Raw genomic sequence first — 18,069 nt, 5'->3', positions numbered from 1 at the left:
TTCTTTGCTGCCCGGTGCATCTGGGCAGCCGATTACCGCGTAAAATTGAATGCTTGGCCGACAGACGGCGCGTTTCGTTCGTCGTGAGCAAAAATTGCTACACGTAGTAGTGACAGACACAGACAGTATGCGCAGAACAGGGGTGGGACTATGAACACCATGCTTTATCCGGAACTTTATAAATCGCTCGAATCCGTTCGATGGGACATGGAGAAAGACATTCCCTGGGACAAGTTCGATGCATCGCTATTGACCGACGAGCAGGCCGCGACGATCAAGATGAACGCGATCACCGAATGGTCGGCGTTACCCGCCACGGAAATGTTTCTTCGTGACAACCATCACGACAGCGATTTCTCCGCGTTCATGAGCGTGTGGTTCTTCGAAGAACAGAAGCATTCGCTGGTGCTGATGGAATATCTGCGCCGCTTCAAGCCCGAACTGTGCCCGACCGAAGAAGAACTGCACGCGGTGCGCTTCGAATTCGATCCGGCACCGCCGCTCGAAACGCTGATGCTGCACTTCTGCGGCGAAATCCGCCTGAATCACTGGTATCGCCGCGCGGCCGAATGGCACACGGAGCCGGTCATCAAGCAGATCTACGAAACCATTTCGCGCGACGAAGCGCGTCATGGCGGCGCGTATCTGCGCTACATGAAGAAAGCGATGGCGCAAACCGGCGACATCGCGCGTGCTGCGTTTGCGAAGATCGGTGTGCTGATGGCATCGGCGCGCCGCACGGAAAAGCCGCTGCATCCCACCAACCTGCACGTGAATCAGGCGCTGTTCCCGCGCGACACGATTCAATCGCGCCTGCCGGACCCGGAGTGGCTCGAACGCTGGCTCGACGAGCAGATCCGTTTCGACGACGGTTGGGAAAAGAAGGTGGTCGAGCGCATTCTGCACAATCTGTCGATCCTGTTCGAGCGCACGTTCAATACGGCGCAGGAATTGAACCGTTATCGCAAGGAAGTGGTTGCGCGCTTGCAGGCGGATCAGAAGTCGGCGGAGCAACCGGCTTGATGCGATTGATGCGGGTGAGTTCGCGCGTTGGGTGCGCGAACTCAGGCCCGCTTCGGCGACCGCGCCGCGCAAAGTTTTGATGGTTTCAGAAAACGGTCCGGCAGGCTTGAGCTTGCCGGACCGTTTTGCTTGATAGTGTACGCCGTGTATCGTGACGGCATTTTCTCTTTCCTCCGCTCTGTGATGGCTGCTACTTTCGAACGCAAGATTCTTACGCGCGATGCACTGGCGAAGCTGCGCCCTTCATTGAGCGCGCCGGTCGTGTTCACCAACGGCGTGTTCGATATCCTGCATCGCGGGCATGTGACGTATCTCGCCGATGCCAAGGCCTTGGGCGCTTGTTTGATCGTCGGCGTGAACAGCGATGCTTCGGTGCGCATGCTCGGCAAGGGCGACGACCGGCCGATCAACAACGAAGCCGACCGGATGGCGTTGCTGGCGGCGCTGGAGAGTGTCGATTACGTGGTGTGCTTCGGCGAGAAGACGCCCGTCGAGTTGATTTCGGCGCTGCGGCCCGACGTGCTGGTCAAGGGCGGCGACTACGATATGGACGCGCTGCCCGAGTCGGCCATCGTGCGCGGTTGGGGCGGCAAGGCGCTGGCCATTCCGTTCGAGCATGATCGCTCGACTACCGCGCTGCTGAAGAAGGTGCGCACGCAAGGCTGATTAGCGGCCGCTGCGGACGTGGCGTCGTAATGTCGTCACGTCGTCATATAGAGGGAAGCCTGGGGCCGTGCGGGCCACGCGGCCCGCTTGGACCTGTCCGCGTCCGCCTCGTTACTGCGGCAATTCGGATGCCGAGATCGGCGCTGCCGGCGCCGGACCGCCGACCACCGGCTGATCGGCCGCTTGCGCAGTCGTGACCGCCTGCACTTTCAACCAGTCCGGGTGAACTTCGCGATTCAGGTGAACGGGCTCGCGTCCGCCGGCGGTGGGCGGTGGGCCGAAAACGCCACGCACCGCGACAAATGCCAAGATGTTGGCGAGTAACAAAATGGCGATCGGCCAGCGAAGCATTGTCGGTTGTCCCCGTCGAGAAAAAAGTGAGCCGCTGTCGTCTGCAGGGCCGCGACTTAGACGCCGTGTTGCGGTACGTGTTCGGCGGCGATCAGCGCCAGGCCGGACAGCACGAGCGAATCGTGGCGAGTATGCGGTACTTTGAGCGCGCTGGCCACTTCGTCCACAGCGCCGCCGCCGACCACCAGCCGCACCGGCACCTGCCATTCATCCTGCAAGTCGCGCCAGCTCCGCTCGATCAAACCCGCTTGCGCCAGCGTGCAACCGCCGGACAGCGAGCGCGGCGTATCGGTCGCGAAGAAGGGGCCGCGGCGCGACGCGGCGGGCGCGCTGCCGTCATCGAGCAGGCCGCGGGCCGCGGCGGCATCGAGCGTCGGCAGTTGCGCGGTGTGCTCGCCGAGCGAGCGCATCATCAGCGTCCAGCCAGGCGCGATCAGACCGCCGACAAAGCAGCCGTCCGCCCGCAACGCCTCGAGCGTGGTCGCCGTGCCGAACGTCGCGATCAGCAGATGTTCGCCGGGAAACGCCGCGTGCGCGCCAATCATGCCGGCCCAGCGGTCGCTGCCGAGTGCCTGCGGGGTGGTGTAGCGATTGGTCACGCCGCATTGCTGCGCGGTGGCGCGGATCGTCGTGAGCGGCAGTTGCGGCCAGTGCGCGTCGAGCAGCGCCGCAATCCGCGCGGCCACGCTTTCGCCGGCTACGTTGGACAACCAGGCGCCGGCGGGCGTCGGCAAGCTCGACCAGTCGGGTTGATCGGCGCCGCCGTGCGCGACATGGGCCAGCGCGCCGGCCGCGAGCTGCGTGCCGTCCGCTCGCACCAGCGCCCACTTGATCCGGCTATTGCCCGCGTCGATCAGCAGATGAGGCGCGCCGCTCGTCATGCGGCACCGTCGGCCAGACGCAGCGAGACGTCGCCGCTCGCAACGGTCTGGCGGCCGCTCGCGGTATCGAGCAGCAGCTGGCCGCGCTCGTCGACGCCCGCCGCTACGCCGCGCGCCAGTTCCTCGCCTTGTTCCAGCAGCACCACTTCGCGGCCCGCGTAAGCATGCACGGCGTTCCAGCGCGCCTGGAACGGCGCGAAGCCTTCCGCGCCGAAGCGTTGCAGTGCCGGTTCGAGCGCGTTCAATTCGGCGGCGAGGGTGTCGGTCAGATTGGCGTTGGGCAACGCCCGTTGCAGCGCGGTCGGCACGGTGCCGCGCGCTTGCGGCGGTACGCCGGCGTTCAGCGCGCCGACCTTGGCCGCCAGCTCGTCGGCGCCCTTCACATTGGTGCCGATGCCGATCACCACGCCGCTGGCGTCGTCGGTGCTCCACGCGGTTTCGATCAGGATGCCGGCCAGCTTGTCGCCTTCGAGCAGAACGTCGTTCGGCCACTTCAGCGCAATCTGGCCGGGGCCGGCGACCGGCAGCGAGCGCAGTCCGTCGACCAGCGCGACGCCGACGGCGAGGCTCAGGCCCGCGAGCCCTTCGAGCGGACGCGGCAGCACGCACGCGACCGAAAACAGCAGCGCATTGCCCGGCTCCGCATACCACGGACGGCCCCGGCGGCCCCGGCCGGCGGTCTGCAGATACGCGACTCGCACGATCGGCCGCGGCAGCGCGCCGGCTCGACGGGGCAGCGCCTTCACGCGCGTCATCAGGTCGGCGTTGGTCGAGCCGGTTTCCTCGACGATTTCGATCGGCCAGTCATTCGCGTGCGCGCCGAACAGCGCGACGGCGCGCTCGCGGTCGATGCGCCAGTCGGCGCCCGTTGCAGCCGCGGGCGCGGCCTGGGGTGGGGTCTTGGAAGCGTTCATAGCGCATATTGTAGCGACAGCGAACTCCATGAGGATTCGAGCACGGCCTATCCGCCGCGCGTTCGTTACAATGGCCCCTAAACCGATAACCAGATTCTCGCGATCCTTGAACTACGACACTCCGCCCGGCCTTGAAGTCGCGGCCGGCAGCCAAGGCAAGATCGTCCGGCTTTCGGGCCAGTGGACGGCGCTCGCGCTTGCGCGCGACCGCGACACTGGGCATGTGATCCCTCTGCTGCGCTCGCTGACCGGCGCCGAGGGTATCGGCCAGTGGGACCTGTCGCGGGTCGACAGGATGGATCACGTCGGCGGCCAGGCGCTGTGGCGCGTGTGGGGCCACAAGATGCCGCCCGACACCACGCTCAACGATACGCAGCGCGACATTTTCGAGCGCATCGCGTTGCTCGACACGGTGCGCGAGAAGGCTGAGCCGGTGGTCAAGTTCGACCCGTTCACGCGCCTCGGACTTGCAATCTTCTCGTTCTTCGAGCATCTGTACGGCGGCGTCGCGATGCTTGGGCGCGTCGTGCTCGATCTGCTCGCGATCCTGCGCAAGCCGAAAATCACGCCGTGGACCGAAATCTCGGCGAACATCTACAACGCCGGCGCCCGCGCGCTGCCGATCACCGCGCTCGTCGCGTTCCTGATCGGCATCGTGCTCAGCTACCTGTCCGCGCAGCAGTTGCGGCTCTTCGGCGCCAACCAGTTCATCGTCAATATTCTCGGGCTGGCGGTGATCCGCGAACTGGGCCCGGTGCTCTCGGCGATTCTGGTGGCCGGCCGTTCGGGCTCGGCGATCACCGCGCAGATCGGCGTGATGCGCGTGACCGAGGAACTCGACGCGATGCGCGTGATGGGCATCCCGCACGGCTTGCGTCTGATCCTGCCGCGCGTGGTCGCGCTCGGCGTGGCGATGCCGCTGCTCGTGATGTGGACCAACATCATCGCGCTGACTGGCGGCGCGCTCGCCGCCAAGATCGTGCTCGGCATCGACATGAGCTACTTCGCGCGCGCGTTGCCGGGCGTGGTGCCGATCGCGAATCTGTGGATCGGCCTCGGCAAGGGCGCCGCGTTCGGCATGCTGATCGCGATCGCCGGCTGTCACTTCGGCTTCCGCATCAAGGCCAACTCGCAGAGTCTCGGCGAAGGCACGACGACCTCGGTGGTGACCTCGATCACCATCGTGATTCTCGCGGACGCGGTGTTCGCGATTCTCTTCCAGAACGTGGGGCTCGGATGATCGCGCCACTCACCCAGGCCGTGCGCGGCCAACCCGTACCGTCGATCGCCGAGCCGGTGATCGAGGTGATCGACATCACCAAGCGCTACGGCCGCAACATCGTGCATCAGCATCTGAGCCTGGACGTGCGGCGCGGCGAGATCGTGTCGATCGTCGGCGGCTCGGGTTCCGGCAAGACCACGCTGGTGCGGCAGATTCTCGGCCTGGAGCGGCCGTCGTCCGGCACCATCAAGCTGTTCGGCGAGGACCTCGCGACCATCTCACCGGAAACCGCGCTCTTGATGCGCAGCCGCTCCGGCATGCTGTTTCAGCGCGGCGCGCTGTTCTCGTCGCTGTCGGTGTTCGACAACATCGCGCAGCCGGTGCGCGAACTCGGCACGGTGCCCGAAGACCTGATGCGCGACATCGTGATGCTCAAGCTCGAGATGGTCGGCCTGCCGTGCAAGCATGCGTCGAAGATGCCGTCGGCGCTGTCGGGCGGAATGATCAAGCGCGTCGGCATTGCCCGCGCGATTGCGCTCGAACCCGAACTGCTGTTCCTCGACGAACCGACCGCCGGGCTCGACCCTGAGGCATCCGATGAATTCGTCGAGCTGATCTCCGCGTTGCATCGCGCGCTGGGTTTGACCGTGGTGATGGTCACGCACGACCTCGACACGATGGTCGCGCTGTCCACCCGCGTCGCCGTGCTGGCCGATCGCAAGGTGCTGGTCGCCGCGCCGGTCGAAGAGGCGGCGGGCGTCGATCATCCGTTTATCCGCGAATATTTCCTCGGCCTGCGTGGGCGCCGCGCGTTGCAGGCGCTGCCGCCGGAGCGCCGCGCGAAGCTGCCGCGCGCGGCGCTGGTGCCGGCGTCGTCCGAATTGCCGCTGTGAACCAGGAACACTGACAATGGAAAACAAATCGCACGCCTTCTGGGCCGGACTGTTCACGATCGTCCTGCTGCTGGCCATCGCGGCGGCGGCTTTCCTGTTCAACGTCGACCGTTCCGTGCGGGTGCCCTACGATCTGATCGCGCGCACCAACGTGACGGGGCTCTTTGCCGATGCCGCCGTGCGCTATCGCGGGCTCGACGTCGGCAAGGTGCAGTCGATCAAATTTGATCCGAGTCATCCGGGCCAGATTCTGGTCCGGATCCTCGTCGATACGCGCGCGCCGATCACCCATTCGACGTTCGGCAGCTTGGGCTTCCAGGGCGTGACGGGGATTGCCTTCATCCAGCTCGATGACAACGGGCGCGATCCGCGGCCGCTGCCGTCGTCGATTCACAATGTGGCGCAGCTGCCGATGCGCCCCGGTCTGCTCGACCAGTTGCAGCAGCGCGGCGACATATTGCTGCGCAAGCTCGAAAAGGTCGCCGACGACGTGAACAATATGCTGTCGCCGGAGATGGCCGCGCAGTTGCAGGGCACGGCGGCGAGCCTGCAGAAAGCCGCCGACGGCGTCGCCACGCTGACCCAGCAGATCGCGCCGGCCACCGCCAAGCTGCCCGCGACGATCGATCAACTGAATCGCACGCTGGCGTCGACCAACCAGATGATCACCGGCCTGAACCGCCCGAACGGCCCGTTGGAGACCAACCTGAACAAGGTCGGCACGGCGGCGCAGCAGGCCGGCGACGCGCTCACGGCTATGAACGGCACGTTGCAGGAGTTGTCGTCGCGGGTCGGTTACGACACCTTGCCGCGCGTCAACTCGCTCGCGGAGGATGTGCGTTCGGCGGCCCGCTCGGTGGATCGCGCGGCGGACACGTTCAGCACCAGTCCGCGCAGCGTGCTGTTCGGCGCGCCGGCTGCGGCGCCCGGTCCGGGCGAGGCCGGCTTCGCGTGGCCCGCCGCCGGCGCCGCACGCTGAATCCGAAGGTTTGAAGAAAGGAACGTTCTCATGTCACGCTCGATTCAACGGTTGTGGTCCTCGGGCGCCGCCGCGGCGGTGCTGCTCGCGTTCGGCGTGCTGGTTGCGGGTTGCGCGGGCAGGTCCGCGGTGGTCTCGGACATTCGCTACGATTTCGGGCCGCCGAGCGAGGTGGCGTCGGCGGGCTCGCTGCCCGCCGTGAAGGTGCTCGACGTGACCGCACCCCCGGTGCTCGAGTCCGACCGGCTGATCTACCGGCTCAGCTACGTCGACGCGCAGCAAACGGCGTCGTATGCGAACAGCCATTGGACCATGATGCCGTCGCAGTTGCTGACCCAGCGTCTGCGTGGCGTGCTCAGTTCGCACGGCACCGTGCTGACGGGTGCCGACGGCGTGGCCGCGCCGGTGCTGAAAGTCGATCTGATGGAGTTCGAGCAGGTTTTCGACAGCCAGACGGAAAGCCACGGGGCGATCAGCGCGCGCGCCACCCTCACGCGTAGCGGCAAGGTAATCGGCCAGCGCACGTTCAGCACGCGCGCGCCCGCCGGTTCGGCCGATGCGATCGGCGGTGCGCGCGCGCTCGCCACGGCCAGCGACGATCTGGTCGCGCAGATCGTCGTGTGGCTTGGCGCGCAGGCGACGGTCGCCGCGCAATGACCGGCCGGCAGCGCACGCAACGGAGCGCTGCATGAGCGAAAGACCCTGGCTGCGCCGTCCGTCGGTGCTGGCGCGGCAAGCGTTGCTGCTGTATGCGGCGCTGATCGTCTACGGGTCGTGGTATCCGTTTTCGGGCTGGCGTTCGCTGGGTCTCGCGCCGTTCGCCTATCTGTTCGATCCCATGCCGCAGTACCTGACGGCGTTCGACGTCGTCACCAACGTGGTCGGCTATATGCCGTTCGGCGCGCTGGTGGTGCTCGCGGTCTATCCGCGCTGGCGTGGTCCGCTGGCGGTCGCGGCGGCATTCGTGCTCGGCGCGCTGCTGTCCGGCACGATGGAGGCGGTGCAAACCTATTTGCCGACGCGGGTCGCTTCCAACCTCGATCTGGCCGCCAACACGCTCGGCGCGCTGCTCGGCGCGGCCATCATGTCGCCGGCGACCGGTGCGCTGCTCGATCGCGGCTTGCTGAGGCGCTTGCGGCTGCTGTGGTTCGAACGCGACCGCGCGGCGCTCGCGTGCCTCGTCGCCGCATGGCCGTTCGCGACGATGTACCCGGCGCCGCTCCTGTTCGGTCTCGGCAACTGGCCGCGCGCGTTGTGGCAGCGTTTCGATTCGACGACCCAGGACGCGCTGCTCGCGTGGACGCCGCCGGGCTGGCACATCGGCGCATGGCCGGCGCTGGCTGCCGCGTGGCTGCCCGACGACGCGTGGGAAGCCGTGATCACCACGCTCAACCTGTTCGCCGCGCTCGCGCTGGCGTCGCTGCCGGTGCGCCGCCATGCGCCGCGCGTGCGTCTGCTGCTGCTGTTCATCGTCATGACCTTGTGCGTGAAGGTGGGCGCCACATTCCTGCAATCGCAGTCAGGCCTTGCATTCGACTGGGCGACACCTGGCGCGCTCGCGGGGCTCGTGTGCGGCACGGCTTGCGCGCTCGTCGCGCTGCCTTTGGCGCGCAGGACGCGCGCGGCGCTGGCGGGCGTGGCGTTGGTGGTCGCGCTGGTGTTCGTCAATCTGCTACCGGTGAATCCGTATTTCGATGTCGTGCTGGCCGACTGGCGGCAAGGGCGGTATCTGCACTTCAACGGGTTGGCGCGCTGGCTCGCGTGGATCTGGCCGTACGCGGCGCTCGTGTGGCTGGCGTTTGTCGTCGAACAGGCGTGGCTCGGGCGGCGCACGAAGCGCGTGTGAGATGTGCGTGAGGCGTGTGTGACGCGCGTTTGAAGCGCGCATGAAGCCTACGTGTGCGCCGCCGCGCGCATGGCCCGCGTCGGCGGTCATCAGCCTCGCTCGCTATAATCGTCCGCACAAGAGGCGCGCTGACAGCGCCATTGCCCTCCCTTACAGTCTCGCCCCCGGACATCATGGACTCCTTCTACAAGTACCACGTCTTCTTCTGCCTGAATCAACGCGACCCCGGCGCCGAGCGCCCGAGCTGCGCGAACTGCAACGCGCAGGAGATGCAGGAGTACGCGAAAAAGCGCGTGAAGAAACTCGGCCTTGCCGGCCCCGGCCAGGTGCGCATCAACAAGGCAGGCTGTCTCGATCGCTGCGAGCTTGGCCCGACGGTCGTCGTGTATCCGGAAGGCGTCTGGTACACGTATGTCGACGAGAGCGACATCGACGAGATCGTCGACTCGCACCTCGCGAACGGGAAGATAGTCGAGCGTCTGAAAATCGATCAATAAGCATTGCCATGAACGTACACACGAAGAAATATCTGATCGACGGCCCGGTCGGCAAGATCGAGGTCGCGCTGGATCTGCCCGACGAGATGCGCGAGAACGGCGCCGCGCCGCGCGGCATCGCGCTGGTCGCGCATCCGCATCCGCTGTTCGGCGGCACGATGGACAACAAGGTCGCGCAGACGCTCGCGCGCACGCTCGTGCAGTTGAACTACGTCACGTATCGCTCGAATTTTCGCGGCGTCGGGCAAACGCAAGGCGAGCATGATGCGGGCATCGGCGAGCGCGACGATCTGCGCGCGGTGCTGGATCACATGCGCGCCGAAGCCGGGCAGCGCGATCTGCCGCTCGTGCTCGCGGGCTTTTCGTTCGGCACGTTCGTGCTGTCGCATGTGGCTGCGCAGCTGCGCGAGGAAGGTCAGGAGATCGAGCGAATGGTGCTGGTCGGCACCGCGGCGAGTCGTTGGGACGTCGCGCCCGTGCCGGAAAACACGCTCGTGATCCACGGCGAAATCGACGAGACGGTTCCCATTCAATCCGTTTACGACTGGGCGCGTCCGCAGGAATTGCCGGTGGTCGTGATTCCGGGGGCGGAACATTTTCTGCATCGCAAGCTGCACGTGCTGAAGCGGATCATCGTCGACGCTTGGCGATGAGCCGGGTGCCGCGCGCGTTTTCCGGGGTACAGGTACGCGAAATCTCAAATTAATCGCCGTCCGTTGCGCAAGATTGGCGGAATAGCGCGCGTATAATGAGCGCTCTTTTTTGGGCGCAGCGCCGCCCAGCCGGCAGTTCGCGCGACGCGTAGCGTGCTTTTCGCGCGCAGCGGCGCCGGTGCGGGGCGTGCTGCGTGAACCGATCGCGTCGCCGGAAGTCCAATGGGCGCCGCGCCGTTTTACGGCCAGACGCCCGCTGACCGGCTCTTCCAAACTATGCGCCCTGCGCGCGAAGTATTTTTCCGCACGAATCGACCCTATGCGTTTCTCCACCACCGGCCGCACGTCATTCCCGTCAGTTGTTTCTTTCGTTCCCGTCAAGCTTAGCCGCGCCGTCACCCTCGGCATCGTGTTGCCGGCGACCCTCGCCGCCAGCAGCGCGTTCGCGCAAGTGCCGCCGCCGGCGGTGAACGCGCGCTCGTGGGTGCTCGTCGACGCCACCAGCAACCAGGTGCTCGCGTCCGGCAATGCCGACGAGCGCGTGGAGCCGGCCTCGCTGACCAAGCTGATGACCGCGTATCTCGTCTTCGAAGCACTGCAGACGAAGAAGATCAACATGGACCAGACGGTGATGCCGAGCGAAGCGGTGCGCCGCGTGCGCACCGACGAATCGCGCATGTTTATCGAAGCGAACAAGCCGGTGACCGTGCACGATCTGGTGTACGGCATGATCGTCCAGTCGGGTAACGACGCGGCGATCGCGCTGGCCGAACTGGTCGGCGGCAGCGAAGCGCAGTTCGTCAACATGATGAACACCGAAGCGCAGCGCCTCGGCATGACGCACACCCATTACGCCGACGTGAACGGCATGCCCGACCCGCAGCACTACACCTCGGCGGGCGACCTCGCGGTGCTGTCGGCGCGCCTGATTCGCGACTTCCCGGACTACTACAACATCTTCTCGGTCAAGGATTTCACGTACAACAAGATCAAGCAGCCGAACCGCAATCGGCTGCTGTGGATCGACCCGACCGTGGACGGCCTGAAGACCGGCCACACGCAGGCGGCGGGCTACTGCCTGATCGCGAGCGCCAAGCGTTCGCTGCCGGGCACGAACGACGCGTCGCGCCGTCTCGTCGCGGTGATGATGGGCGAGACCAAGGAGCACGATCGCGTGCAGGACAGCCTGAAGATGCTGAACTACGGCTACACCGCGTATGACACGGTGCGGCTGTACAAGGCGAATCAGGTGGTCGGCACGCCGCGCGTCTACAAGGGTGCGCAGGACAGCGTGCAGATCGGCGTGAAGGGCGACCAGTACATGACCGTGCCGAAGGGCATGGGTGACAAGGTGAAGCCGCAGATCGAGCAGATCGATCCGCTGATCGCGCCGATCGCGAATGGTCAGCAGGTCGGCACCGCGAAGCTGGTGGCCGACGGCAAGGTGCTCGCGCAATTCCCGGTGGTCGCTTTGCAGGCCGTGCCGCAAGCCGGCGTGGTGGGTCGTGTGTGGGATTCGCTGATGCTGATGTTCAACAAGAAGAAGTAAGAGTCCGTTCGCAATGACCGCTATTTCCGCTGTTTCGTTGGACCCGATCGTTTATCTGAATGGCGAGCTGGTGCCGTTGTCCGAAGCGCGCGTGCCGGTTCTCGACCGCGGCTTTATTTTCGGCGACGGCATTTACGAAGTCGCGCCGCTGTACGCGCCGCTGTTCGAGCATCAGGACGGCCGCACCGCGTTTCGGTTCCCGCAGCACCTCGCGCGGCTCGCGCGATCGGTCGGCAAGATCGGCATCGCCAATCCGTTCGACGACGCCGGCTGGCGTAAGCTGATCGAGCGCGTGGTCGCCGCCAACGAGGCGGACGGCGGCTTGCCGGCAGACCAGGACGCGATTGCCTATATTCAGGTAACGCGCGGCGTCGCGAAGCGCGGCCACGCGTTTCCGGCCGGCATCCAGCCGACCGTGTTCGTGATGGTCACGCCGCTGCATCTGCCCGACGCCGCGCAGCGCGCGCAAGGCGTGCCCTGCGTGAGCGCCGAGGATCGCCGCTGGCTCAATTGCGACATCAAGTCGGTGTCGCTGCTGGGCAACGTGCTGATGGCGCAATACGCGGCCGAAAACGACGCGTTCGAGACGATCCAGTTTCGCGACGGCGTGCTGACCGAAGGCTCGTCGTCGAATGTGTGGATGGTGAAGGACGGCGTGTTGTCGGCGCCGCCGCGCAGCCACAAGATTCTCGAAGGGATTCGCTACGGTCTGATCGAAGAGCTGACGGGCGAATGCGGGATCCGCTTCGAAGCGCGTGAGATCAGCGAAGCCGAGTTGCGCGCGGCCGACGAGATCATCGTCAGTTCGGCCACCAAGGAGGTGCTGCCGGTCACCAGGCTCGACGGCCAGCCGGTCGGCGAGGGCAAGCCGGGTGCGGTCTTTGCTGCGCTGTATGCGGCGTATCAGCGAGCCAAGGCCAAGGAAGCGCAACGCGCGCAACAAGCGCAGCAAGGAGTAGAGAATGAATCCCGCGAACGACTCACTGTTTGATTTCCCCTGCGATTTCCCGATCAAGATCATGGGCAAATCGCACCCCGAGTTCGCCGAAACCATCATTACCGTGGTGCGCCAGTTCGACGGCGAAGTCGACGCGTCGCGCGTCGAGACGCGGCCGTCCAGCGGCGGCAACTACACGGGCCTGACGGTCACGGTGCGCGCTACGAGCCGCGAGCATCTCGACGATATCTATCGCGCGCTGACCGGCCATCCGATGGTCAAAGTGGTGCTTTAACGCAGCGCGCGCTACTTCGTGTCACGGCGCGACGCGCAACGCGTCCGCCGCCAGACCGGCACATGCAGCGGGCCCCGCCTCGCAAGCCCGGTCGAACAACTGCTTGAACCTCCCCACCTCGTCGAACACCCAGTCGCGGAACGCCTTGACCCGGGCGGTTTCCAGCATTTGCGGCGGGCAGATGAAGTAGTACTGCCATGGGCTCGGGCAAGCCACATCGAATAGCCGTACGAGGCGGCCCGCGGCGATCTCGTGCATCGCCAGCGAGCGGCGCGTGAGCGCGATCCCCTGACCGTCGATCGCGGCCTGCAGCAGATTCGACGAATCCTGGTACAGCACGCCGCGCTTCGGCTCCGGCCAGGCGCTGAGTCCGGCGGCGTCGAACCACGGGCGCCAGAGTTCGTCGTCGGAACGCAGTAGCGGGACCTGGGCGAGATCCGCCGGCGTTTTCGGCAGCTTGCCGCCGTTGAAATTCGGCGCGCAGGCCGGAAAGAAAATCTCCTCCAGCAACAGCTCAGCGTGCAGCCCCGAATATTTGCCGAAGCCGAAACGGATCGCCACGTCGACGTCGTCGCGCGCGAAGTCCGTTAGCGCATTGGTGGACAGCAGTTCGAGATCCCATTGCGGATGCGCCTCGATAAAGCTGCCGATGCGCGGCGTCACCCAGCGCGCGGCGAACGACGACAGCATCGACACCACGAGGCGCCGCTCGCGATCGCCGGCGCGGATTTCGCGGGTGGCGTCGGCGAGCGCCATCAGCGCGCTGCGCACTTGCGTGGCGTAGCGCCGGCCAGTTTCGGTGAGCCGCACGCGTTTGCCGTCGCGCGCAAACAGCGAGACGCCCAGTTCGGCCTCCAGCGCGCGAATCTGGTGGCTGACCGCGCCGTGGGTGACGAACAGCTCGTCGGCGGCGCGCGAGAAGCTCTCGTGGCGGGCGGCGGCCTCGAATGCCTTGATCGCGTTCAGCGCGGGGAGTTGACGGAGGTCCATCGCAATATTTCTCACATAGAGGTGAAAATTGATCGTTTTGCGTAAACCCTTGCTACGCCTACGATTGTAGCCATGAAACGACTTTTGACGAGGGCATTATGCGAGAAATTTCCTCTAGCATCGCGTTCGAAATCCGTAACGGCGAAACGCTGCCGATGAAGGTCGCCCGCAGCACCAAGCTGGTCGTTCACGGCGGGGCGATCTGGGTCACGCGCAGCGACGACACCGAGGACTACTGGCTGCAGCCCGGCCACACGCTGCGGCTGCGGCGCGGCGAGCGGCTCTGGCTGAGCGCCGAGGGCACCACGCACGCGAAAGTCGCGTTTTCCGTGCCGACGCGTTGCGACGAGCGCGCGCTGAACTGGCTCGCGCGGATCGGCGAACGGCTGCTGATGCGCATGCGAGGCGGCTGGCGCACGGTTTGAGGAGGGCTGGCGGCGGCCCGCGGGTTCGGTGAGACGGCGCGGCCGTGCCGCCATGAGCGGCGCGCCCGTGCGTCGACCCAGCCACGAACGCCGCCGATCCGCACACTAATCAACCCGGGCGGCGACCCCACCGTCGCCGCCTGGCACCCTCGATGCACTCACGTCCGGCGCGGATGCCCAGATTTCGGTAAACTGCCGGGATCATGTGCGCCACCCCGGTTTCCCCGTCTCCCTTGCCCGCCACGGCGCCGCTTACGCTGCGCTGGCGCGGCAGCGAACCCTACGAAGTCAGTTTCGAAGCAATGCGCGCGTTCACCGACGCCCGCACCGCCGACACCCCCGACGAAATCTGGCTGGTCGAACACCCTCCGGTCTTCACGCTAGGCCAGGCCGGCGATCCGGCCCACCTGCTGGCCGCCGACAGCGGCATCCCGCTGGTCAAGGTCGACCGGGGCGGCCAGATCACGTATCACGGGCCCGGGCAGGTGGTGGCCTACCTGCTGCTCGATTTGCGCCGCCGCAAGCTCATGGTGCGCGAGATGGTCACGCGGATCGAGCAGGCCGTGATCGAGACCCTGGCGGCGTATAATCTCGCCGGAGAACGCAAGGCGGGCGCCCCCGGCATCTACGTGGCGCCCGGGCCGGACGCCGGGCTCCACGCCGGCGCCAAGATAGCGGCGCTGGGTTTGAAGATCCGCAACGGCTGCAGCTATCACGGCGTAAGCCTGAACGTGAAGATGGACTTGCGGCCGTTTCTGGCCATCAATCCATGCGGCTACGCGGGGCTCGAAACGGTCGACATGGCAACGCTCGGCGTCGCCGCCGGCTGGGACGACGTGGCCCGCACCCTGGCAGCACGCCTCACCGCAAACCTCGACGGCAGTCCCGCGGCCGTCGCCCAATCACAGGCCGGTGCGCTCACCGCCTGACTGGACCCGAACGAATGACTGACGTTACCGCGAACCTCGCAGCTTCTCCCGCGCCCGAAGGCGTGCCGGCGTACGACGCCACCGCGAAGCAGAAGGCGCAAGCCAAAACCGCCCGCATCCCGATCAAGATCGTCCCGATCGAAAAGCTGAAGAAACCGGACTGGATTCGCGTCAAAGCGGCAACCGGCAATTCCCGCTTCTACGAAATCAAGCAGATTCTGCGCGAGCACAATCTGCACACGGTGTGCGAAGAAGCGAGTTGCCCGAACATCGGTGAATGCTTCGGCAAGGGCACCGCGACCTTCATGATCATGGGCGACAAGTGCACGCGCCGCTGTCCGTTCTGTGACGTCGGCCACGGCCGTCCCGATCCGCTCGACCTGGAAGAACCGGGCAACCTCGCGCGCACCATCGCCGCGCTGAAGCTGAAGTACGTGGTGATCACCAGCGTCGACCGCGACGATCTGCGTGACGGCGGCGCCGCGCACTTCGTCGAGTGCATTCGTCAGACGCGTGAGCTGTCGCCGGAAACGCGCATTGAAATTCTGACGCCGGATTTCCGGGGCCGTCTGGATCGCGCGATCGGCATTCTGAACGCCGCGCCGCCCGATGTGATGAACCACAACCTCGAAACGGTGCCGCGACTGTACAAGGAAGCGCGTCCGGGTTCGGACTACGCGCATTCGCTGAAGCTGCTGAAGGACTTCAAGGCGCTGCATCCGGATGTCGCCACCAAGTCGGGCCTGATGGTCGGTCTCGGCGAAACCGAAGAAGAAATCCTGCAAGTGATGCGCGATCTGCGCGAGCACAACGTGGACATGCTGACGATCGGCCAGTATCTGCAGCCGTCGGAACACCATCTGCCGGTGCGCTCGTACGTGCATCCGGACACCTTCAAAATGTACGAGGAAGAAGCGTACAAGATGGGCTTCACGCACGCGGCAGTGGGCGCGATGGTCCGTTCGAGCTACCACGCCGATTTGCAGGCGCATGGAGCGGGTGTGGTCTGAAGGGTTTAGCTCGTTGCTACAGGTGTCAAGGAAGCCCGCACGTGTTGCGGGCTTTTTTTATGGGCTCGGCGTCTCTGCTCGGCGTGCGCCAGCCGAATCCATCTCGTCGCGAATCCGTCAGTCGGCGGATTTTGCGCCTTCGCGTTGAGCCGAAGCGCGAAACGCTCCGACAAGCTTGTCGACGATCTGGTCGAGCGCCGCGTGCTCGTCGTCGCTGAGTACTGACAACAGTTCCGCTTCCAGCTCCCGCCCCAGTTCGTCGCTGGCCGCGCGCGTGCGCTTGCCGGCGGCAGTCGGCCATAGCTGTAAATGGCGCGCATCGTCCGGATGGATGGTCCGCCGCACCTGCTTGCGCTCGATCAGGTCAGCCATCACCTTGGACAGCAGCGTCTTTTCAATCAACGTCTGCTCCCTCACGGCCGTCGCCGTGATGCCCGGTTCGTCGCAGATGATCCGCAGCACGCGCAGTGAGCGCACGTCGAAACCGCACGCCGGTTTGTACACCGCATTGGCCCGGCTGATCATTTCGGTCTTGATCAGGTCCAGTTTGAACGTGAGGTATTGCGCAAATTTCAGGTCTTGGGCAACGGCGCTGGTTTTCGGTTTGGCAGATGGCATACCGCTTCGGGTTATCCGGTTCGGGGTGAGTGGGAGCGTCTGGGGCGCCGCACGTGCTGGCGCCCTCATCAATCCCGATGATAGACGAACCTTCGTTGTCGCACCGATCTGTACGTAAAAGCACTAGTTGAAACTTTCAACTATTAAAGTATCTTTGTGAAACGGGTTTCGCCCCGCTACGGTGAGGGCGGGAAGCTACGTACATCATGTTTCAAGGGATGCAGGCATGCAGACAAATGTGGAGTGGGGTGCGCTCGCTGAATCGATGCGGACGTGGCGGCGCAATATTCACCGGCATCCGGAGCTTGGCTTTCACGAGCATCGCACCGCCGAAATGGTTGCCAACCTGCTGACCAGCTGGGACGTCGAGGTCCAGACCGGGGTCGGCGGAACGGGTGTGGTCGGCACGATTCGCGGTACGCTGGGGGCGGGTCCGTCGATCGGGCTGCGCGCGGACATGGATGCGCTGCCGATGCAGGAGAAGGGCTCCGTGGCGTACCGTTCGACGCACGACAACATCTTCCACGGCTGCGGTCACGACGGCCACACGGCCATTCTGCTGGGCGTCGCAAAGCACCTGTCGGCGCATCGCGCGTTTCGCGGCACTGTCCATCTGATCTTCCAGCCCGCCGAAGAAACTTTGCGCGGCGGCTCAGAGATGATCCGCGACGGCCTGTTTGAGCGGTTTCATTGCGACGAAATCTACGCACTGCACAACAACAACGCGCTGCCAGCGGGCAAGGTCGGCGTGCGTAGCGGGGCGATCTTGTCGGCCTGCGATCTCTTCAGGATCAATATACAAGGTGTCGGCAGCCACGCCGCGATGCCGCATCGGTCGGTCGATCCGCTAATGATCGGCGCGGCCATCGTGCAATCGATTCAGAGCATCGTGAGTCGCAATATCGATCCACTGGATACGGCCGTCGTCAGCGTCTGCAAGTTCAACGCGGGTACCGCGATCAACGTGATTGCGGACACGGCGGTGCTGGAAGGGACCGTGCGCACGCTATCGGTCGCCGCGCAGGAGCTGACGTTGAAGCGCCTACGCGACATTTGCGAGGGTGCCGCGCGCATGTACGGATGCACGGTGGAATTCGAGCATCTGCAAAGTTCACCCCCCACCGTCAACACGCCCGAGCAGACCGAAGTGGTGCGGGCCGCCGCGGAACACGTGCTCGGCGTCGACAACGTGATCCCAAACGTGGCGCCGCTGATGGCATCCGAAGACTTCGCGTTCATGTTGCAGCAGCGCCCGGGCTCGTACTTCTTCCTGGGCCACGACGGTTTGACCTGCCATCACCCGGAATTCGATTTCGACGACGACACCGCGCCGGCTGGCGCGGCGGTGTTCATCGAAATCGTGCGGCGTCTGTTGGGTTAGACCCGCGCGC

Annotated in this window: 21 protein-coding genes; 16 read left to right on the top strand and 5 right to left on the bottom strand. The window is 65.4% G+C overall.

The features are described 5' to 3' along the window. The first annotated feature begins 150 nt into the window (after positions 1-150). On the top strand, positions 151-1,023 hold the full coding sequence (locus FVF58_RS03735; RefSeq protein WP_149668572.1) for a ferritin family protein: 873 nt from the start codon (positions 151-153) through the stop codon (positions 1,021-1,023). 183 nt (positions 1,024-1,206) lie between these two features. After that, positions 1,207-1,689, top strand: a complete 483-nt coding sequence (rfaE2, locus tag FVF58_RS03730; RefSeq protein WP_149668571.1) for a D-glycero-beta-D-manno-heptose 1-phosphate adenylyltransferase — start codon at positions 1,207-1,209, stop codon at positions 1,687-1,689. A 111-nt stretch (positions 1,690-1,800) separates the two neighbouring features. Here the strand turns inward: rfaE2 and FVF58_RS03725 are convergent, their stop codons facing one another. The 3 genes from FVF58_RS03725 to FVF58_RS03715 are packed head-to-tail and all read right to left on the bottom strand — an operon-like array spanning position 1,801 to position 3,835. Next, a complete protein-coding gene (locus FVF58_RS03725; RefSeq protein ID WP_149668570.1) occupies positions 1,801-2,040 on the bottom strand; it encodes a hypothetical protein in 240 nt (79 codons plus the stop codon). Positions 2,041-2,096: 56 nt separating this feature from the next. Continuing rightward, on the bottom strand, positions 2,097-2,921 hold the full coding sequence (locus FVF58_RS03720; RefSeq protein WP_149668569.1) for a type III pantothenate kinase: 825 nt from the start codon (positions 2,919-2,921) through the stop codon (positions 2,097-2,099). Further along, complete coding sequence (locus FVF58_RS03715; protein WP_149668568.1) at positions 2,918-3,835, bottom strand: biotin--[acetyl-CoA-carboxylase] ligase; 918 nt, start codon at positions 3,833-3,835, stop codon at positions 2,918-2,920. Before FVF58_RS03715 ends, FVF58_RS03720 begins: the two co-directional genes overlap by 4 nt. A 106-nt stretch (positions 3,836-3,941) precedes the next feature. Here FVF58_RS03715 and FVF58_RS03710 point away from each other — a divergent pair, with 106 nt between their 5' ends. The 10 genes from FVF58_RS03710 to FVF58_RS03665 all read left to right on the top strand — a co-directional run bounded on the left by FVF58_RS03710 (position 3,942) and on the right by FVF58_RS03665 (position 12,706). Continuing rightward, entirely contained in the window at positions 3,942-5,075 is a 1,134-nt protein-coding gene (locus tag FVF58_RS03710) for an MlaE family ABC transporter permease (protein WP_149668567.1), read from the top strand. After that, the gene (locus FVF58_RS03705; protein WP_149668566.1) at positions 5,072-5,950 is read left to right on the top strand and encodes an ABC transporter ATP-binding protein; all 879 of its coding nucleotides are present in this window, start codon (positions 5,072-5,074) and stop codon (positions 5,948-5,950) included. Before FVF58_RS03710 ends, FVF58_RS03705 begins: the two co-directional genes overlap by 4 nt. Positions 5,951-5,966: 16 nt before the next feature. Beyond that, entirely contained in the window at positions 5,967-6,929 is a 963-nt protein-coding gene (locus FVF58_RS03700; RefSeq protein ID WP_149668565.1) for an MlaD family protein, read from the top strand. 30 nt (positions 6,930-6,959) lie between these two features. Beyond that, positions 6,960-7,586: an ABC-type transport auxiliary lipoprotein family protein gene (locus FVF58_RS03695; RefSeq protein WP_149668564.1), complete on the top strand. Its 627-nt coding sequence runs from the start codon at positions 6,960-6,962 to the stop codon at positions 7,584-7,586. Positions 7,587-7,617: 31 nt separating this feature from the next. Continuing rightward, the gene (locus FVF58_RS03690; protein WP_149668563.1) at positions 7,618-8,775 is read left to right on the top strand and encodes a VanZ family protein; all 1,158 of its coding nucleotides are present in this window, start codon (positions 7,618-7,620) and stop codon (positions 8,773-8,775) included. 173 nt (positions 8,776-8,948) lie between these two features. Further along, a complete protein-coding gene (locus FVF58_RS03685) occupies positions 8,949-9,272 on the top strand; it encodes a (2Fe-2S) ferredoxin domain-containing protein (RefSeq protein WP_149668562.1) in 324 nt (107 codons plus the stop codon). Between the two features lie 8 nt (positions 9,273-9,280). Then, the gene (locus FVF58_RS03680) at positions 9,281-9,925 is read left to right on the top strand and encodes an alpha/beta hydrolase (protein WP_149668561.1); all 645 of its coding nucleotides are present in this window, start codon (positions 9,281-9,283) and stop codon (positions 9,923-9,925) included. A 319-nt stretch (positions 9,926-10,244) separates the two neighbouring features. After that, complete coding sequence (locus FVF58_RS03675) at positions 10,245-11,474, top strand: D-alanyl-D-alanine carboxypeptidase family protein (protein ID WP_149668560.1); 1,230 nt, start codon at positions 10,245-10,247, stop codon at positions 11,472-11,474. A 13-nt stretch (positions 11,475-11,487) separates the two neighbouring features. Further along, positions 11,488-12,465: a D-amino acid aminotransferase gene (locus FVF58_RS03670; protein ID WP_149668559.1), complete on the top strand. Its 978-nt coding sequence runs from the start codon at positions 11,488-11,490 to the stop codon at positions 12,463-12,465. Beyond that, complete coding sequence (locus FVF58_RS03665) at positions 12,437-12,706, top strand: DUF493 family protein (protein ID WP_149668558.1); 270 nt, start codon at positions 12,437-12,439, stop codon at positions 12,704-12,706. Before FVF58_RS03670 ends, FVF58_RS03665 begins: the two co-directional genes overlap by 29 nt. A gap of 21 nt (positions 12,707-12,727) precedes the next feature. Here FVF58_RS03665 and FVF58_RS03660 read toward each other — a convergent pair whose 3' ends face one another. Then, positions 12,728-13,696 carry a transcriptional regulator GcvA gene (locus tag FVF58_RS03660; protein ID WP_149668557.1) on the bottom strand — a complete coding sequence of 323 codons (969 nt, stop codon included), beginning with the start codon at positions 13,694-13,696 and terminating at the stop codon, positions 12,728-12,730. A 98-nt stretch (positions 13,697-13,794) separates the two neighbouring features. On the opposite strand from FVF58_RS03660, the gene FVF58_RS03655 reads away from it, so the two are divergent. From FVF58_RS03655 to lipA, 3 genes are all read left to right on the top strand, one after another. Continuing rightward, the gene (locus FVF58_RS03655; RefSeq protein ID WP_149668556.1) at positions 13,795-14,121 is read left to right on the top strand and encodes a DUF2917 domain-containing protein; all 327 of its coding nucleotides are present in this window, start codon (positions 13,795-13,797) and stop codon (positions 14,119-14,121) included. Positions 14,122-14,324: 203 nt separating this feature from the next. Next, positions 14,325-15,050 carry a lipoyl(octanoyl) transferase LipB gene (lipB, locus tag FVF58_RS03650; protein ID WP_149668555.1) on the top strand — a complete coding sequence of 242 codons (726 nt, stop codon included), beginning with the start codon at positions 14,325-14,327 and terminating at the stop codon, positions 15,048-15,050. A gap of 14 nt (positions 15,051-15,064) precedes the next feature. Then, positions 15,065-16,060 (top strand): lipoyl synthase, encoded by a 996-nt coding sequence (gene lipA, locus FVF58_RS03645; protein ID WP_149668554.1) that lies wholly within the window; start codon positions 15,065-15,067, stop codon positions 16,058-16,060. Positions 16,061-16,177: 117 nt separating this feature from the next. On the opposite strand, the gene FVF58_RS03640 is transcribed toward lipA, so the two are convergent. Then, positions 16,178-16,678, bottom strand: a complete 501-nt coding sequence (locus FVF58_RS03640) for a MarR family winged helix-turn-helix transcriptional regulator (protein ID WP_149668553.1) — start codon at positions 16,676-16,678, stop codon at positions 16,178-16,180. 226 nt (positions 16,679-16,904) lie between these two features. Between FVF58_RS03640 and FVF58_RS03635 the strand changes: the two genes are divergently transcribed. Beyond that, the gene (locus FVF58_RS03635; protein ID WP_246216918.1) at positions 16,905-18,059 is read left to right on the top strand and encodes a M20 aminoacylase family protein; all 1,155 of its coding nucleotides are present in this window, start codon (positions 16,905-16,907) and stop codon (positions 18,057-18,059) included. Positions 18,060-18,069: the final 10 nt, after the last annotated feature.

The organism is Paraburkholderia panacisoli (assembly GCF_008369935.1).
GTDB lineage: Bacteria > Pseudomonadota > Gammaproteobacteria > Burkholderiales > Burkholderiaceae > Paraburkholderia > Paraburkholderia panacisoli.
The sequence above is the reverse complement of the archived record's forward strand: the minus strand, read 5'-3'. Positions and strand labels throughout refer to the sequence as shown.

Excerpts from the sequence above, each read along its gene's own strand:
- FVF58_RS03735 (WP_149668572.1), top strand. The coding sequence starts at position 151 with ATGAACACCATGCTTTATCCGGAACTTTATAAATCGCTCGAATCCGTT.
- rfaE2 (WP_149668571.1), top strand. The coding sequence starts at position 1,207 with ATGGCTGCTACTTTCGAACGCAAGATTCTTACGCGCGATGCACTGGCG.
- FVF58_RS03725 (WP_149668570.1), bottom strand. The coding sequence starts at position 2,040 with ATGCTTCGCTGGCCGATCGCCATTTTGTTACTCGCCAACATCTTGGCA.
- FVF58_RS03720 (WP_149668569.1), bottom strand. The coding sequence starts at position 2,921 with ATGACGAGCGGCGCGCCTCATCTGCTGATCGACGCGGGCAATAGCCGG.
- FVF58_RS03715 (WP_149668568.1), bottom strand. The coding sequence starts at position 3,835 with ATGAACGCTTCCAAGACCCCACCCCAGGCCGCGCCCGCGGCTGCAACG.
- FVF58_RS03705 (WP_149668566.1), top strand. The coding sequence starts at position 5,072 with ATGATCGCGCCACTCACCCAGGCCGTGCGCGGCCAACCCGTACCGTCG.
- FVF58_RS03700 (WP_149668565.1), top strand. The coding sequence starts at position 5,967 with ATGGAAAACAAATCGCACGCCTTCTGGGCCGGACTGTTCACGATCGTC.
- FVF58_RS03695 (WP_149668564.1), top strand. The coding sequence starts at position 6,960 with ATGTCACGCTCGATTCAACGGTTGTGGTCCTCGGGCGCCGCCGCGGCG.
- FVF58_RS03690 (WP_149668563.1), top strand. The coding sequence starts at position 7,618 with ATGAGCGAAAGACCCTGGCTGCGCCGTCCGTCGGTGCTGGCGCGGCAA.
- FVF58_RS03685 (WP_149668562.1), top strand. The coding sequence starts at position 8,949 with ATGGACTCCTTCTACAAGTACCACGTCTTCTTCTGCCTGAATCAACGC.
- FVF58_RS03680 (WP_149668561.1), top strand. The coding sequence starts at position 9,281 with ATGAACGTACACACGAAGAAATATCTGATCGACGGCCCGGTCGGCAAG.
- FVF58_RS03675 (WP_149668560.1), top strand. The coding sequence starts at position 10,245 with ATGCGTTTCTCCACCACCGGCCGCACGTCATTCCCGTCAGTTGTTTCT.
- FVF58_RS03670 (WP_149668559.1), top strand. The coding sequence starts at position 11,488 with ATGACCGCTATTTCCGCTGTTTCGTTGGACCCGATCGTTTATCTGAAT.
- FVF58_RS03665 (WP_149668558.1), top strand. The coding sequence starts at position 12,437 with ATGAATCCCGCGAACGACTCACTGTTTGATTTCCCCTGCGATTTCCCG.
- FVF58_RS03660 (WP_149668557.1), bottom strand. The coding sequence starts at position 13,696 with ATGGACCTCCGTCAACTCCCCGCGCTGAACGCGATCAAGGCATTCGAG.
- FVF58_RS03655 (WP_149668556.1), top strand. The coding sequence starts at position 13,795 with ATGCGAGAAATTTCCTCTAGCATCGCGTTCGAAATCCGTAACGGCGAA.
- lipB (WP_149668555.1), top strand. The coding sequence starts at position 14,325 with ATGTGCGCCACCCCGGTTTCCCCGTCTCCCTTGCCCGCCACGGCGCCG.
- lipA (WP_149668554.1), top strand. The coding sequence starts at position 15,065 with ATGACTGACGTTACCGCGAACCTCGCAGCTTCTCCCGCGCCCGAAGGC.
- FVF58_RS03640 (WP_149668553.1), bottom strand. The coding sequence starts at position 16,678 with ATGCCATCTGCCAAACCGAAAACCAGCGCCGTTGCCCAAGACCTGAAA.
- FVF58_RS03635 (WP_246216918.1), top strand. The coding sequence starts at position 16,905 with ATGCAGACAAATGTGGAGTGGGGTGCGCTCGCTGAATCGATGCGGACG.